The organism is Rhodococcus sp. OS5 (assembly GCF_056837585.1).
The window spans coordinates 2,707,986-2,723,860 of sequence record NZ_CM166368.1 but is presented as its reverse complement, the minus strand read 5'-3'; the positions used below and the strand labels follow the sequence as shown (position 1 = coordinate 2,723,860).

Here is a 15,875-nt window from a genome sequence, read left to right as displayed (position 1 = left end):
GAAGTTCCGGATTTCGTAGCCTAAGCTAAGCGTTGTGGCAGCTCACAAGACCGGAACCTCGGAAGCATCATCGACGTCGGATGGCGACAGCACTTCGGCGCAGGACGCGGCAATCGACACGCTCGCACTCTCGTCGGTGGCCCAGGACTACCTCAAGGTCATCTGGACGATCCAGGAGTGGTCCCACGAGCGGGTTTCCACCAAGCTCCTCTCCGAGAAAATGAGCGTCTCGGCCTCGACGGTGTCCGAGGCGATCCGCAAACTCTCGGACCAGGGCCTGGTCGATCACGCCCGCTACGGATCCATCGCCCTGACCGACAGTGGCCGCGCGGCCGCCGTCTCCATGGTCCGGCGCCACCGGTTGATCGAGACCTATCTGGTTCAGGAACTCGGGTACGGCTGGGACGAAGTCCACGACGAGGCCGAAGTCCTCGAACACGCCGTTTCCGATCTGATGATCTCGCGGATGGACGCCAAACTGGGCTTCCCCGAACGTGACCCGCACGGTGATCCCATTCCCGCCACCGACGGTTCGGTGCCGACTCCCCCGGCCCGCCAGCTCAGCGACTTCGCCAACGGTGAGCGGGGCCGCGTTGCCCGGATCTCCGATTCCGATCCCGAAATGCTCCGGTACTTCGATTCCGTCGGCGTCAGTCTCGATGTCGAGATCACCGTCGAGGAACGCCGCGATTTCGCCGGGACAGTGTCCGTTCGACTCGGCGACAGCCCCAACACCATCGACTTGGGAAGTCCAGTCGCTCAAGCAATTTGGCTCGTCTAGCCGAGGTAGTCAAAGCGGCAGTCGGTATCGGCGTTCCACGGGCCGGACGCCGTCGGTCCGGGTCCAGCGAGCCTCTCGTCGACGTACACCCACCCTCGACGCTCGTACAGTGCGATCGCCGGCAGAGCGTCGTCGACGACGTCGAGCACCAGTTCCAACCGACTCTCGGCTGCGAAATCCGTCACGGCATCGAGTAGCGCATCGCTGAGGCCGTTTCCACGTGAGCCAGGATGAACGAACAATCGCGACACGGCTATCGATCCCGCGGTTGTGGGCGCACCTGCGACCTCGCTGTCGACGGCCACATGACCGACAACACGACCGTCGCTCTCACCGACCCACGCCTTCACCACCGTGGGCGAACTGAGCCAGCGGTGCGGGTTCTGCGGCCACGTGTTCGGATATCCGTCGCACTCGTGGACCTGTGCCAGCGCATCGACGCAACCGTCGAGGTCGCCGTCGACACGCTCGCGGACGATCACCCGCGAAGCGTCGCCGGTCGCACGACCATCACCGAACTGGCGCGTCGACCCTTCTCCTGCAGAAGCGCAATCGTGTGACCGGTGGGATCGATCGCCGCACAGATCCCCTTCATCCCGATCGGCTCGAGCCAGCGCCCCTGGCTGATCGCCTCGGCTTCCTCCGCCGTGATCTGCCGATGCGGAAAAGCCGTCTGCGCGGCCTGATCGATGTCGAGGCTCACACCCGGCTGATCCGCGAGATCTTCGAGCGTGCGCGCATGTTCGAGAGTGAACGGCCCGACGCGGGTGCGGCGCAATGCCGTCAAATGACCGCCGACGCCCAATTCACGACCGAGGTCGCGGGCAAGCGAGCGGATGTACGTACCGGACGAGCACTCCACGTCGACGTCCAGATCGACGAAGCCACCCGGGACATCTCGCCGAGCCAGAACCTCGAAAGTCGACACCGTTACCGGACGCGGCGCCAGCTCGACGGTTTCTCCCGCACGCACCAGAGCATGTGCGCGCTGACCGTCCACCTTGATAGCGCTCACGCTTGCCGGGATCTGCTTGATGTCCCCGGTCAGCGTGGCCACGATCGCCGCGATCTCCGCGTCCGTCACCTGCGAAGCGTCTGCGGAGGTCAGGACCTCCCCCTCGGCATCGTCCGTGTCCGTCGCTGCCCCGAGGCGAATGGTCGCCGAGTACGCCTTGGTTGTCAGCGCCAGGAGTCCGAGCAACTTGGTCGCACGCTCGACGCCGAGAACGAGAACACCGGTCGCCATGGGATCCAGCGTCCCGGCGTGTCCCACCTTCCGGGTGTTCAACAACTTGCGGCACCGAGCGACCACGTCGTGGCTGGTGATACCCGCCTCTTTGTCGACAATCAGAATTCCGGCGCCGACAAGACCGGAGGAAGGCTTTTCACGAGCTGACACGTGTGCCGATTCTGCCAGTCGCGCTCACTGCACCGAAATTGCCGTCAGGATGAGCCCGTCCGACACCAACCACCTGCCGTCGAAAGAGGTGAGCGGCGGACCGGACGTCGCCTCGCCGGGGACCAGCAGACGCGAGTTGAAAGTGCCGGACGTTTCCGACTCCGCCTCGAACGTGATGTGGGCGTCCTCGAAACCCAACCAGCGCCCGGTGAGCGGAAACCACGCCTTGTACGTGGCTTCCTTCGCGCAGAAGAGCACTCGATCCCAGTGCACCGGACCGCCGGTTTCCTGAGTGTCCAACCACGTTCGTTCCGCCTCGACGCTGACCGCGGGCAATACCCCGTCCGGCAGCGGGCCGTGCGGTTCGGCGTCGATACCGAGTGAGCGGACCTGCATGGAGTACGCCAGGACAGCGCCGCGGTAGCCGTCGCAATGGGCGAGGCTCCCGACCACTCCCTGCGGCCAGAGTGGGGCACCACGCTCGCCGCGCATGACAGCGGCAGACGGAACACCGAGCTTGCCCATCGCCTGACGCGCAAGGTGCCGGGTAGTCACGAACTCACGACGACGCTTCTCGACCGCGCGGCCGATCAACGCCTCCTCACTGGGGTGCGGAACCAGACCGGGCGGATCCACGAAGGCCTCGGCCGTCGCAACTCCACCGGGAAGAATCTGTTCGATCACGTAGCGATACCTCTCAGCGTCCGGCGCGCATGCGCTCGACTTCGGCTTCCTGCTCCGGCGTGACCTTGAAGTGGCCACCCCACTTGTTGAGCGTTCCCGGCGGGTACTCCGGAACGGGAAGAATCTGACGCAACAACTTCTCCGGCAGTCCACGCCGACGCCACTCGCGCGGGTATCCGAGTGAGACTTCCTCGAAGCGGACGCCGTCGTAGTAGGTGGTTCGAGGGATGTGCAGGTGCCCGTACACCGAGCACACCGCGTTGTACTTCACGTGCCAGTCGGCGGTAGCGGTGGTTCCGCACCACAGTGCGAACTCCGGATACATGAGCACGTCCGTCGGCTGCCGGACCATCGGGAAATGGTTCACGAGAACGGTTCTTGTGCCTTCGGGAAGCGCATCCAATCGCGCCTGGGTGTACTCGATCCTCGCCCGGCACCATGCGTCGCGCGTGGCATACGGCTGCGGTGAGAGTAGGAACTCGTCGGTGGCGACGACGTTCTTGTCACGCGCGATCTCGAGCCCGTGTTCCTTGTCTCGCGCACCTTCCGGCAGGAAGGAGTAGTCGTAGAGAAGAAACATCGGGACGACCGTGACCGGTCCCTCGTCTCCCTCCCACACCGGGAACGGGTCCTCGGGTGTGATGACGTCGAGTTCGCGGCACATGTTGACCAGGTACTCGTAGCGCGGCGCTCCGTGAATCTGAACCGGATCCTTGGCGGTCGTCCACAGTTCGTGGTTGCCCGGAATCCAGATGACCTTTGCGAATCGGCTGCGAAGGAGCTTCAACGCCCACCGAATGTCGTCAGTTTTCTCGGAAACATCTCCGGCGAGAATGAGCCAGTCGTCAGGCGAATCCGGGAACAGTTCCTCCGTCATCGGCTTGTTGCCGTTGTGACCGACATGAATGTCGCTCACCGCCATCAGCTTTGCTGCCACGATCCCTCTGCTTCCTCAGTTGAACTTCCGCGCTTCGCCGTCGCCGGACCTGTCACTGCCCACTTGCCGGAAAACGCTCGCCACGACACCGCGACCATCCGAAGTACTACGAACACGGTAAGCCCTGCCCAAATTCCGGCGAGCCCCCAGTCGTAGGCGAGAGAGAGCCAGATCGCGGGCAGAAACCCGAGAACTGCGCACAGCATGGTCGCGTTGCGCAGAAACACCACGTCCCCGGCGCCGAGTAGAACACCGTCGAGTGCGAAGACGATTCCCGCCACCGGCATGATCGCGACGAAGAACCACCATGCGATCGACATTTGACCGAGCACCTCGGCGTCGGACGTGAAGAGTCCGGGGATCACGGAGTGGCCGGCGGCGAAGAAGATCGCGAGCACCACGGCAAATACCGTCGACCATGCGGTGATCCGCCAGGTCATCTTTTTCGCCGCGGCTGCGAATCCACCGCCGAGCGCCGCTCCGATCAGCGTCTGAGCTGCGATCGCCAAGGAATCGAGAAGGAGCGAAACCAGGTTCCACAGTTGGAGGACGACTTGGTGCGCACCGACTACAGCCGCACCGAACCTCGACGCCACTGCAGCCGCGGAAACGAAACACGCTTGGAATGCGAGGCTGCGCAGAATCAGGTCACGGCCCATCAGCATCTGCGCCCGCATGATCGCAAAATGTGGTCGAGCCGAAACCGGTTCACGAAAGAGCGCCCAGGCGAACAGCACACCCGAAACACTCTGGCCCACCAGATTCGCAACAGCTGATCCTTCGAGTTCCAGACGCGGAGCACCGAGCAAGCCGTGCACCAGAATCGGACACAACACCGCCGAAATACCCAGGCCGACAAGGACGAACCGCAGCGGTCGCACCGTGTTCTGAACCCCGCGCATCCAGCCGTTGCCGGCCAGGGCCACCAGGATGAGCGGAACACCCAACACCGCTATCCGGAGCCAACTTTCCGCAGCCGCGGCGATGTCGGGAGTCCCGGCCACCGCCGAAGTCAGCGGGCCGGCGATCACCTGCACGATCACGACCAAGGCCAGGCCGATCGCGGCCGCCAGCCAGGTCGCCTGAACACCCTCGCCCACCGCATCACGCTCGCGCCCCGCTCCGTGCAGCCGTGCCGCGCGCGCCGTGGTGCCGTACGACAAGAAGGTCAGCTGCGTACTCACCAACGACAGGATCAGACCACCGACTGCCAATCCGGCCAGCGGAAGCGCCCCGAGTCGGCCGACCACGGCGATGTCGAACAACAGATAGAGGGGTTCGGCTGCCAGCACCCCGAGTGCCGGAAACGCCAGGGAAAAGATTCGTCGCCCAGTGACGTCGAAATCAGCTGCCGAAGATCCCGCCGAGGTGGCGTCAGATTCGCTCAATGCCGCGGATTCAGCCGAGTGCCGCGACGAGCGCGGCAACAATCTCGTCGCTGGAAGTGGTCGACGTATATCCGGCCGACAGCCGGTGCCCGCCGCCACCAAGACTTTCAGCGACCGCCGACACGTCGATCGCCGACTTTGCACGCAACGAGATCGACCAGCTTCCGGAAACCGACTCTTTGAGTACGGCGGCAACTTCGGCTTCCGAAGTAGTCCGCACGATATCGACGACGCTCTCGATCTCCTCGGAGCGAAGATCGCCGATGTCACTGCGTCGGATCACCGCGTACACCAGCCCACGGCCGTCCGCGGCTTCCGGGACCAGCACCGCGGACCCGAGTACCGAAGCCAGCATCGGCAACCACCCGAACGGATGGGTGTCGAGCAGCTTTCGCGCAATCGCGTCGCCGTCGATGCCGGTCGCCAGCAAACGCGCCGCGAGCACGTGCGGAAGCGGACCTCCCCACCGGAAGGAGCCGGTGTCGGTGACCAGTCCGGCATAGAGACAGTGCGCGATATCGCGATCGATCGCGACTCCCCACGCATCGAAGAATCGTGCGATGAGCGCCGTCGTCGAAGCAGCGGTTTCGTCGACGACGTTGATACTTCCGAATTCGGAATTGGAGCGATGGTGATCAAGGACGATCGTGCGATTCGCGCCGGCGAGTCGACTCGACAACTCACCGAGACGGCCCTCGCTGCCGACATCCACCGTCACCAGTACATCGACACTTTCCCGAACATCAGTGGGCGCCACGAGCAAGTGGAGACCGGGGAAATCGCGCATCGACTCGGGCAGCGCCGACGGCCGACTGAACGCGACCTGCACCGAAATGCCCCGACGCTCGAGAACGAGACCGAGCGCAAGTCCGCTGCCGATCGTGTCCGCATCCGGCTGCACATGGCAGAGAATTGTCACCGTGTGTGCCGATTCGAGAACCTCGGCCACCTGAGCGAACTTCGCCTCGCAGGGGTCGACGTCCGAAAGTGCGGTGATCGTCATTCTCGGTGCGCGTCAGTCGGCTTCACGAACATCTGGCGACGCCTCGTCTTCGTCCGAAGCCACTCGCGGCTCCTTGTACGGATCTGCATCTCCGGCCGGTTGTGCATTCTCACGCGCCTTGGCGACCTCGTCGTCGGCGGCCTTGGCACGGGCCAGCAGTTCTTCCATATGACGCGCGGTGTCGGGAACGGTATCGGCGACAAACGTCAGAGTCGGCGTGAAGCGAACTCCGGTTCCGGCACCGACCTTCGAGCGCAGAACACCCTTGGCCTTCTCGAGACCTGCGGCGGCGGCTTCCACATCGGGTGCGGAATCAACCTTCTCGCCCATGACTGTGTAGTACACCGTCGCGTCGTGCAGATCGTTGGTGACCTTGGTGTCCGTGATGGTCACGAATGCGAGTCGCGGATCCTTGATCTCGTGATCGATCGCCGTCGCGACGATGGTTCCGATACGCTTTGCCAACTTGCGTGCCCGGGCTGGATCTACCATGACTGTCAGTCTCCTCTACCTGGCCACTCGAATCGAGGTGACTCGATCGATCAAAGTTCTGGTTAACAAGAATTATTACCGACAACAGTCTCGTCCATCGGCTACCCGGCAACCAAATCACCATCGGTAGAGGTCAGTTGTCGCATGCGTCGAGCGTGAGCACAAACACCGCCACAGTTGGTCCCGAAGCCACCGAATCCCTTGCCGACGAACTCGATTCGGTACGCCGTCTGGAAGCGTGGCTCATCGACACCGCCCGATGACGCTCAGTCTTCCGGGCCGAAGATTCGCCTTCGCACAGCCAGCAACTGAATCTCCGGACGCTCGGCGACCGCCCGCTCACAATGATCGAGAACGTCGTGCAGGTGATCGACAGACGAACTGACCACACCGACGCCCACGAGCGCACGACGCAGGCGTCCCTGCTCCCCCGCCTCCGCTGCACTCACACCGAATCGACGGAGTTCCGTCAGGATCGGCGACAGCATCGAACGCTTTTCCTTGAGTGAGTGGACATCGCCGAAAAGGATGTCGAACTCCAGTGCCCCTACAAACATTTTCCCCCTATACAGAGCCGAATGGACTCTCTCGGACTTGTATGTTCAAGTCCGAGAGAGTCCATGTCAGCTAGTACTGACGTGCGTCCGCCCCAACGCCCGTGTCGACATAATCAGTCGCGCGGCTTCTCGCGAAGCTCGTAGCACTCGAGAACGTCACCGATCTTGATATCGGAATAGGTGACGGTCAAACCACATTCGTAGCCTTCGCGAACCTCGGTAGCGTCTTCCTTCTCCCGCTTGAGCGAGGAGATGGTGACCGTCTCGGCAATGACCTTGCTGTCGCGGATGAGACGTGCCTTGGCGTTGCGACGGATGCTGCCCGACGTGACCAAGCAACCGGCAATGTTGCCGATCTTGGACGAACGGAACATGGCGCGGATCTCTGCCTTGCCCAGCTCGACCTCTTCGTACACCGGCTTGAGCAGACCCTTGAGTGCCTTCTCGACCTCGTCGATGGCCTGGTAGATCACCGAGTAGTAGCGAATGTCGACGCCCTCGCGGTTCGCCAGCTCCGTTGCCTTGCCTTCGGCGCGGACGTTGAAGCCGATGATGATCGCGTTGGACGCAGCAGCCAGGTTGACGTTGGTCTCCGTGATGCCACCGACACCGCGGTCGATGACGCGCAACTGCACCTCGTCGTCGATCGGAATTCCGAGGAGAGCCTCTTCGAGGGCCTCCACGGTTCCCGAGTTGTCACCCTTGAGGATCAAGTTCAGCTGTGAATGTTCCTTCAGAGCTGCATCGAGATCGTCGAGGCTGATGCGCTTACGACTCTTCGCTGCAAGCGCGTTGCGCTTACGTGCGTTGCGACGGTCCGCGATCTGACGAGCGATACGGTCCTCGTCGACCACGAGCAGGTTGTCGCCTGCACCGGGGACCGACGTGAAGCCGATGACCTGGACCGGACGTGAAGGCAGTGCCTCGTGGACGTCCTGACCGTGCTCGTCCACCATGCGGCGGACGCGGCCGTAAGCATCGCCGGCAACGATCGAGTCGCCGACCCGCAGCGTTCCGCGCTGAATGAGCACGGTAGCGACGGGGCCGCGGCCACGGTCGAGGTGCGCCTCGATGGCAACACCCTGAGCGTCCATGTCCGGGTTGGCGCGCAGATCCAGGGAAGCGTCGGCCGTCAACAGCACTGCTTCGAGCAGTGCGTCGATGTTGAGACCCTGCTTCGCCGAGATGTCGACGAACATGGTGTCTCCGCCGTACTCCTCGGCCACCAGTCCGTACTCGGTGAGCTGCTGCCTGATCTTGTCCGGGTTCGCGCCTTCCTTGTCGATCTTGTTCACCGCGACCACGATCGGCACGTCGGCCGCCTGGGCGTGGTTGATCGCTTCCACCGTCTGCGGCATGACGCCGTCGTCGGCTGCGACAACAAGGATCGCGAGGTCGGTGGCCTTGGCACCACGAGCACGCATGGCCGTGAAGGCCTCGTGACCCGGGGTGTCGATGAACGTCACGAGACGCTCGTTGCCCTCGAGCTCGGTCAGCACCTGGTAGGCACCGATGTGCTGCGTGATGCCGCCGGCTTCGCCCTCACGGACATTCGCCTTACGGATCACGTCGAGCAGACGGGTCTTACCGTGGTCGACGTGGCCCATGACGGTGACCACAGGCGGACGGGACTCGAGGTCCTCTTCTCCGCCGGCGTCCTCGCCGTAGGTGAGGTCGAAGCTGTCGAGCAGCTCGCGATCCTCGTCCTCCGGGCTGACGACCTGCACGACGTAGTTCATTTCGCCGCCGAGCAGCTCCAGCGTCTCGTCGTTGACCGACTGAGTTGCCGTGACCATCTCACCGAGGTTGAACAACGCCTGCACGAGTGCTGCGGGGTTCGCGTCGATCTTGTCCGCGAAGTCCGACAGAGATGCGCCGCGAGCGAGACGGATGGTCTCGCCGTTGCCGCGTGGCAGCCTGACGCCGCCGACTGCGGGAGCCTGCATGCTTTCGTACTCGGCGCGCTTCGCCCGCTTCGACTTACGTCCACGGCGAACTGCTCCGCCGGGACGACCGAATGCACCTGCCGCTGCGCCGCGCTGACCGGGACGGCCACCGCCGCCGGGACGACCGCGGAATCCACCGGCCGGAGCTGCTCCACCGGGAGCACCTGCACCAGCACCGGCGCCGGGAGCGCCGCCGCCGCGGTATCCACCGCCGCCGCCACCCGGACGACCACCGGGAGCGCCACCGGGACGACCCGGACGTCCGCCGCCACCGGGCGCGGGACGAGCGGAACGAGCAGGCATTGCACCCGGGTTCGGGCGAGGAGGCATGGAGCCGGGGCTGGGACGGGGTCCGCCCTGACCTGCAGGCGGACGGGGTCCACCCTGGCCGGGAGCCGGACGGGGACCGCCCTGACCCGGAGCCGGACGAGGTCCACCCTGACCGGGAGCCGGACGGGGACCGCCCTGACCCGGAGCCGGACGAGAACCGCCCTGACCTGCGCCCGGACGCGGTGCGCCGGGAGCCGGACGAGGTGCCGGACGCTCGGCGGGTGCCGAGGAGTACGGGTTGTTACCGACGCGAGGTGCCTTCGGTCCCGGACGCGGTCCGCCGGGCTTTGCGCCGGTGGACGGTGCGGCCGGAGCCGCGGGGGCTGCCGGTGCCGACGCTGCGGGAGCAGCCGGAGCCGGACGTGCCGGCTGTGCTGGTTTCGGAGCGTTGAACGTCGGGGTGGGGACCGGCGCTGACGGCGCTGACGGAGCAGCGGCTGCGGGAGCCGCGGGGGCTGCCGGGGCCGGAGCTGCGGGAGCAGCCGGTGCGGGTGCGGCCGGCTTGGGGCCGGGACGCGGTGCGCCAGGCTTTGCAGCCGACGGCGACGGTGCGCCGGGCTTTGCCGCGGGGCGAGCCGCCGGAGCGGCTGCGCCGGTCTCGGACTTGGTTTCTGCTCCGCCTGCCGACGGGAATGACTCCCGCAGACGACGGGCGACGGGCGCCTCCACTGTGGATGACGCAGACTTCACGAACTCGCCTTGCTCCTTGAGCGTTGCGAGTAGTTCCTTGCTGGTGACACCGAGTTCTTTAGCCAACTCGTGCACGCGGGCCTTGCCTGCCACTGCTCTCCTCACTGATGAGGTCGAGCAGGAGGCATCCCACAGATGTGGGTCCCGCACGACCTCGGGTTATCGCCGATGGACGTTCATCGTTGGTGCTTCACGGTGTGCTCATGAGTGCTTGTGCCTGTTCTTCTCGAGAGGTACTGCTTTTGTGTGAACTGCGTCGACCAGCTGGTCGACAGCGGACGTGTCCAGATTTCCGGACACTCGCAGTGCTCTGCTGAATGCTCGGCGCCGCTCTGCCAGGCTCAGACAACTCGGATCCAGGTGCAGCCATGCACCTCGACCGGGGAGTCTTCGCGATACGTCGGGGACGAGCGGGGAACCCTCCGGCCCCTGCTCACCAACCACGACCCTCAACAGATCGACAGCCGACCCTTGTTCCCTGCATCCCACACACGTTCTTACCGGCGAACCGGGTTTCACGCGCGCCGAATCCGAGGACTCACGTCGAACCATTGTCCACTCTACCGCCGAACCGTCTCGATCACTGCATTCCACCGTTATCCGTTGGACGTGGCGGGCCGGTCGGACGCGTCGCCAACGGGTGCCGCATCGCTACGAATGTCGATACGCCAACCCGTCAACCGCGCAGCCAGGCGGGCATTTTGACCCTCTTTTCCGATGGCCAACGAAAGCTGGAAATCGGGCACGATGACACGGGCCGCACGAGCCTCGGGATCGACGACAGTGACGGAGACCACTTTCGACGGGGAAAGTGCGTTGCCCACAAACGTCGCGGGATCTTCGTCGAAGTCGATGATGTCGATCTTCTCCCCCGCGAGTTCGCTCATGACGTTGCGGACGCGCTGACCCATCGGGCCGATGCATGCACCCTTTGCGTTGAGCCCCTGCACACGTGAGGCGACGGCGATCTTGGAACGATGCCCCGCTTCGCGCGCGACGTTGATGATCTCGACGCTGCCGTCCGCAATCTCTGGAACCTCGAGTGCGAACAACTTGCGAACCAGGTTCGGGTGGGTCCGCGAGAGGGTGATCTGTGGGCCGCGGGCTCCGCGAGCAACCCCGACGACATAGCACTTGATGCGCTCACCGTGCTCGTAGTTCTCGCCGGGAACCTGTTCTGCAGGCGGCAACAATCCTTCGGCGCCATTGGATTCGCTGCCGATTCGGACGACGACCATTCCGCGGGAATTCGCACGCGTGTCACGCTGAATGACACCGCCGACGATTTCACCCTCATGGGTCGAGAACTCACCGAAACTGCGCTCGTGCTCGGCGTCGCGCAGACGCTGCAGGATGACCTGGCGCGCGGTGGTGGCCGCGATGCGTCCGAATCCCTCGGGAGTGTCGTCCCACTCCTCACCGATCATGTTGCCGTCGGCATCGGTGTCGTGCGCCATCACTCGCACCGAACCGGTCTTGATGTTGACATCGATCCGAGCGTTCTGCTTGTGCCCCTCGGTGTGGCGGTACGCCGTCAGCAGCGCGGTCTGGATCGTGGCGATCACAGTTTCGATCGAGACACCTTTTTCCGCTTCGATCGCTCGCAACGCTGCAATGTCGATATTCACTTGTCGAACCCTTCTTCGTTTTCTACGTCTTCTAATTCTGCTTCGTCGTCTTCGACACTGTCCACGCCCGAGTCCTCGGTGAGGTCAACCGCATCGGAGGGAACTGCGCGCCCCTCCGGGATGCCGCCCGCGAGTTCCAACTCCGCCTCACTGGGCTTCGAGAACTCCACCTGAACTACAGCCTTCTGAACGTCGCCCAGTGCAATCTCGCGCACGGTCAGTCCGCCACGGCCACCGATGACAACTGCCACGGAATCGTCGTTCAACGTTCCGATACGGCCCACCACGGTCTCGCCGGCCAGATCGATTCGCGCTTTACGTCCGCGAGCCCGACGCCAGTGACGATCGAGCGTCAGTGGGCGATCGATTCCCGGAGAGGTCACCTCGAGGGTGTACGGCGTTTCACCGATTTCCTCGAGGGTGTCGAAAAGTTCCGAAACGAGTCTGCTGATCTCCGCGGCGGCATCGAGCTCGATCCCGGCATCGCTGTCGACCATGATGCGCACCGCGCTGTGCTTGCCCGCACTGGTCACGACAACGTCTTCGACGTCATAACCCTGGGCGTGCACGAGTTCGGAGATCAGCTCGATCACCCTCTCCCTGGATGGCACCGGCATCTCGCGAACTCCTCATTTCAGTTGTCGTCGATTGTCCGACTTGTGTCGACTGTCGACGTGGGCGGCTGCGAGCATGAAAAGACACCAGGTGCCACATGCTGCAAGCATCCAAGAGTACCGCTCATTGCGCGTCTCCGTGACCAGAGTGCCCGACGCACGTCACACTTGAACACGTGCCGCGGATTCGAACGATCGGCCGACCACCTGGCACGATGGACTGGTGCTGACGCCCATGACTACTACCCCACTCTCCCGGCGGAGTGCGCTCAAGATGACGGGAACAGCAGCGTTGGGCGCTGCTGCCTTCTCGTTGTCCGCCTGCACCGACAACGGCACAGCGGAGGCGGCTGCAGAAGTCGACCAGCTGACGGCCCAGGCCGATCGAGCCCGCTCCGACGCGGCAGCCGCAACCGCCGCCATCGCACTCGCACCGGACAAGTCGGCATCACTGACCACGATCAGCGCCGAACGCACAGCGCATGCAATCGAACTCGACGCCGAGATTGCGCGAGCAGCGGGCAGCGGCGCCGCTACGACCACAGCGCCCCAATCGACCTCGGTCGCAAACGCTCCTACAGGCGTCGAAACCTTGAGTACCTCGCTGGCCGATTCGGCGCGCAGTGCCGCAGATCTCGCTCGGACGATGTCCGGCTATCGCGCGGGCCTGCTCGGTTCGATCAGCGCGTCGTGCTCGACTCAGGTTGCGGTGTTGCTTCCGTGATCATTTCGCACACCCGTCGATCCGAGAGTTCTGCCTTGCTGACCGCAATCGAATCAGAGAATGCCGCGATCTTCGCTTACGGAGTGGTTGCCGCGTTTTCGAATCCTGCCCGTGTCAACGAGGTTGCCACGCACACAGCAGCGCACCGCGCACGACGTGATGCGCTGGTTGCCCTGTCGACCGACGCGGGCGTGACCCCGCCGACAGCCGCGGCAGCGTACGAGATCCCGTTTCCGGTGACGGACGCCGTTACCGCGGCACAACTGGCAGCACAGATCGAATCCGACACCGCCGTGACCTACAGGGCATTCGTCGAACAGGTCGATACCGACCAACTCCGCACATTCGGAATCGACGGCCTGACCGATGCGGCAATCCGCGGCGCCGGATGGCGGTCCGCGCTGGGAACCGCTCCGGCCACTTCAGCGTTCCCGGGGGACCCGGCTTCGTAACTGCTGTGCGCCTTTATTAACCCCCGGCGGTTAATAAAGGCGCACAGCAGTGCTCAGGCCTTGCGATGCGAGGGCACGAACCACGCCGCGACCACGGCCACCAACACGAAGCAACCGCCGACGCGCAGTGCAGGTGTCAGCGCATCTCCGTACCCGAGTGGCGTGAGGGCACCGCCGGCGGCAAGGAAGACTGCAGTGAGAACCGCGATTCCCAGTGCAACACCGATCTCACGAAGCGTCGCGTTGGTCGAACTGGCCGTTCCGTGATCAGGCTCGTCCATGTCGACGAGTACCGCCGTCGAACTCGGCGCGAAGGTCAGGCCCATGCCGATTCCCGCCATCAGTAGAGCCGGAACCAGCGACCCGTACGTAACGTCGGGACCGATCAACGCTGCCAACCAGAACAATGCTCCGGCCTGGAGCAACAGACCGGTCAGCAGAAGCGAACGGAGCCCGACCTTCGGCGCCAGAAAACCGGCGAGAGGCGCGAAGATCATCGGCGCTGCCGTCCACGGAAGCGTCCGCAGGCCTGCTTGGAACGGGCTGTAGCCCATCACGATCTGGAGGTACTGCGAGAGCAGGAACACCGCCCCGAAGATTCCGATCGAGAAGGTCAAGCCGATGACGTTCGCCATCGAGAAGCTGCGTGAGCGGAACAGACGTAGGGGCATGACCGGATGCGAGGTCTTCATCTCGCGAAAAACGAACAGTGCCAACGCGACTGCGGAACCGACCAACGACGCAACTACTCCAAGCGATCCCCAGCCGTCGTCGTTGCCGTGAACGATCCCCCACACCGCCAGGAACACACCGAGTCCGGCGAGTGCGACACCGGGAAGGTCGAGAGGTTGTGTGCGACCGGTCGATTCACGCAACGCATACATCGCGAGAGGAACAGCGACGATCGCAACCGGCACGTTGATCCAGAAGATCCCCTGCCACGAGAACCCGTCGACTACCGCTCCACCGACCACCGGACCCATCGCGATCCCCAGGCCGGAGACGCCACCCCACACGCCGATTGCCATGGCACGCTTGGCTTCCGGTACCGCTGCCACGAGGAGAGTGAGTGAGAGCGGCATGATCGCGGCAGCGCCGGCGCCCTGAAAGGCTCGGGCCGCGATGAGCAGGCTTGGTGTCGTCGACAACGCCGAAGCAATCGACGCCGCCGTGAACAGCCCGATCCCGAACACGAACATCTTGCGGCGCCCCCACCGATCGCCGAGCGTCGTCGCCGAAAGCATCAGCGTCGCAAAGCAGAGCGTGTACGCATTCATGAACCACTGAAGTTGCCCGACGGACGCATTCAGCTCCTTCTCGATCACCGGCAGCGCGCTCGTCATCACGAGGTTGTCGAGGGTGGCCATGAACATGGGCAGAGAGGCAGCAACCATCGCTATCGCGATCGGAACCTTACGTCCTCCACTGCTTTCCGACCCGGATGCGGCGTCCGATCCGGACTTCGTCAATACGGTCATCGTGATTCCTCGAGTGAAGGTGCCTTAAGGCATCGAATGATTACTTAGGTCGAAACTAAGCTATCCGGTGATAACGTGTCAACATGTCGATCGGTGCAGCTGAACCACGTACCCGCAGGATGAGCGCACCGGAACGTCGCGCGTTGGTCCTTGCCGCGGCAACGCGAGCATTCGCAAAGGGTGGATACTCGGGGACCAGTACGGACGCCGTCGCCAAGGAAGCCGGTGTCTCGCAGCCCTACGTCGTGCGCATGTTCGGAACCAAGGCAGATTTGTTCCACGCAGTGTTCACGCGCGCGCTCGACGAAATCGTCCGCACCTTCAACGACAAATTGGATACGGTCACGATCGATCCGAGCAATCCGCAGTTCTGGGCCGAACTCGGATCCGCCTACGGCGAGCTGGTTCTCGACCGAGATCTACTGCTTGTCATGTTGCACGGCTTCGCCACCAGCACCGATGATGTCGCCGCCGTCTCCCGGAACGCCATGTCCGGCATCTACACCTTGCTGCGCGAGCGCACCGGTTGCACACCCGAGCAAGCGCGTTTGTTCATCGCGAACGGGATGCTGATCAACAATCTGCTCGCAATGATGGCGCCCGAACACGCCGAAGAAGATCCAGCCCTCGGCGAGCTCTGGGGCAGCGTCTTCAGCGACTCGACTGCGATCACGCTCACCGGCGACGAATCCTCGAGCGAAACCGACACCGATTCCTGACCGGTCACTGGGAAAAACTACACACATGTGACTGAGGACACCCTACAGTCGAT

The 15,875-nt window shown here is 63.8% G+C and carries 17 protein-coding genes; 4 read left to right on the top strand and 13 right to left on the bottom strand.

All coding sequences use genetic code 11. The annotated features are described in order from the left end of the window. The first annotated feature begins 34 nt into the window (after positions 1-34). Positions 35-781, top strand: a complete 747-nt coding sequence (locus tag ACVZUB_RS12890; RefSeq protein WP_003942116.1) for a metal-dependent transcriptional regulator — start codon at positions 35-37, stop codon at positions 779-781. Here the strand turns inward: ACVZUB_RS12890 and ACVZUB_RS12885 are convergent. The 12 genes from ACVZUB_RS12885 to rimP all read right to left on the bottom strand — a co-directional run bounded on the left by ACVZUB_RS12885 (position 778) and on the right by rimP (position 12,452). Next, entirely contained in the window at positions 778-1,263 is a 486-nt protein-coding gene (locus ACVZUB_RS12885; RefSeq protein WP_482628457.1) for a GNAT family N-acetyltransferase, read from the bottom strand. The two genes, ACVZUB_RS12890 and ACVZUB_RS12885, sit on opposite strands and share 4 nt — an antisense overlap. Next, on the bottom strand, positions 1,260-2,180 hold the full coding sequence (gene truB / locus ACVZUB_RS12880) for a tRNA pseudouridine(55) synthase TruB (protein ID WP_020907442.1): 921 nt from the start codon (positions 2,178-2,180) through the stop codon (positions 1,260-1,262). The genes ACVZUB_RS12885 and truB overlap by 4 nt, the downstream gene beginning before the upstream one ends. A 24-nt stretch (positions 2,181-2,204) precedes the next feature. After that, positions 2,205-2,864 (bottom strand): 4'-phosphopantetheinyl transferase family protein, encoded by a 660-nt coding sequence (locus ACVZUB_RS12875; protein WP_063316553.1) that lies wholly within the window; start codon positions 2,862-2,864, stop codon positions 2,205-2,207. A 13-nt stretch (positions 2,865-2,877) separates the two neighbouring features. After that, positions 2,878-3,801: a metallophosphoesterase family protein gene (locus tag ACVZUB_RS12870; protein WP_058226293.1), complete on the bottom strand. Its 924-nt coding sequence runs from the start codon at positions 3,799-3,801 to the stop codon at positions 2,878-2,880. Then, a complete protein-coding gene (locus tag ACVZUB_RS12865; RefSeq protein ID WP_063316735.1) occupies positions 3,786-5,189 on the bottom strand; it encodes an MATE family efflux transporter in 1,404 nt (467 codons plus the stop codon). The genes ACVZUB_RS12870 and ACVZUB_RS12865 overlap by 16 nt, the downstream gene beginning before the upstream one ends. A 10-nt stretch (positions 5,190-5,199) precedes the next feature. Next, positions 5,200-6,192 (bottom strand): DHH family phosphoesterase, encoded by a 993-nt coding sequence (locus tag ACVZUB_RS12860; RefSeq protein WP_063316554.1) that lies wholly within the window; start codon positions 6,190-6,192, stop codon positions 5,200-5,202. 12 nt (positions 6,193-6,204) lie between these two features. Beyond that, positions 6,205-6,684, bottom strand: coding sequence for a 30S ribosome-binding factor RbfA (rbfA, locus tag ACVZUB_RS12855; protein ID WP_003942248.1), 480 nt, complete (start codon positions 6,682-6,684; stop codon positions 6,205-6,207). 266 nt (positions 6,685-6,950) lie between these two features. Then, positions 6,951-7,241, bottom strand: a complete 291-nt coding sequence (locus ACVZUB_RS12850; protein ID WP_003942205.1) for a DUF503 domain-containing protein — start codon at positions 7,239-7,241, stop codon at positions 6,951-6,953. A gap of 113 nt (positions 7,242-7,354) precedes the next feature. Further along, positions 7,355-10,300: a translation initiation factor IF-2 gene (infB, locus tag ACVZUB_RS12845; RefSeq protein ID WP_482628456.1), complete on the bottom strand. Its 2,946-nt coding sequence runs from the start codon at positions 10,298-10,300 to the stop codon at positions 7,355-7,357. Between the two features lie 108 nt (positions 10,301-10,408). After that, complete coding sequence (locus tag ACVZUB_RS12840; protein ID WP_019748063.1) at positions 10,409-10,759, bottom strand: YlxR family protein; 351 nt, start codon at positions 10,757-10,759, stop codon at positions 10,409-10,411. Positions 10,760-10,803: 44 nt separating this feature from the next. After that, entirely contained in the window at positions 10,804-11,835 is a 1,032-nt protein-coding gene (nusA, locus tag ACVZUB_RS12835; RefSeq protein WP_003942738.1) for a transcription termination factor NusA, read from the bottom strand. Beyond that, positions 11,832-12,452 carry a ribosome maturation factor RimP gene (gene rimP / locus ACVZUB_RS12830; protein ID WP_003942795.1) on the bottom strand — a complete coding sequence of 207 codons (621 nt, stop codon included), beginning with the start codon at positions 12,450-12,452 and terminating at the stop codon, positions 11,832-11,834. The genes nusA and rimP overlap by 4 nt, the downstream gene beginning before the upstream one ends. Before the next feature lie 271 nt (positions 12,453-12,723). On the opposite strand from rimP, the gene ACVZUB_RS12825 reads away from it, so the two are divergent. Together ACVZUB_RS12825 and ACVZUB_RS12820 are read left to right on the top strand one after the other, a co-directional pair. Further along, positions 12,724-13,173 (top strand): hypothetical protein, encoded by a 450-nt coding sequence (locus ACVZUB_RS12825; RefSeq protein WP_234551405.1) that lies wholly within the window; start codon positions 12,724-12,726, stop codon positions 13,171-13,173. Next, on the top strand, positions 13,170-13,625 hold the full coding sequence (locus tag ACVZUB_RS12820) for a ferritin-like domain-containing protein (RefSeq protein ID WP_058226297.1): 456 nt from the start codon (positions 13,170-13,172) through the stop codon (positions 13,623-13,625). The genes ACVZUB_RS12825 and ACVZUB_RS12820 overlap by 4 nt, the downstream gene beginning before the upstream one ends. 53 nt (positions 13,626-13,678) lie before the next feature. On the opposite strand, the gene ACVZUB_RS12815 is transcribed toward ACVZUB_RS12820, so the two are convergent. After that, positions 13,679-15,103 carry an MFS transporter gene (locus tag ACVZUB_RS12815; RefSeq protein ID WP_391591004.1) on the bottom strand — a complete coding sequence of 475 codons (1,425 nt, stop codon included), beginning with the start codon at positions 15,101-15,103 and terminating at the stop codon, positions 13,679-13,681. 83 nt (positions 15,104-15,186) lie between these two features. On the opposite strand from ACVZUB_RS12815, the gene ACVZUB_RS12810 reads away from it, so the two are divergent. After that, the gene (locus ACVZUB_RS12810; RefSeq protein WP_003942694.1) at positions 15,187-15,822 is read left to right on the top strand and encodes a TetR/AcrR family transcriptional regulator; all 636 of its coding nucleotides are present in this window, start codon (positions 15,187-15,189) and stop codon (positions 15,820-15,822) included. The last annotated feature ends 53 nt before the right edge of the window (positions 15,823-15,875 follow it).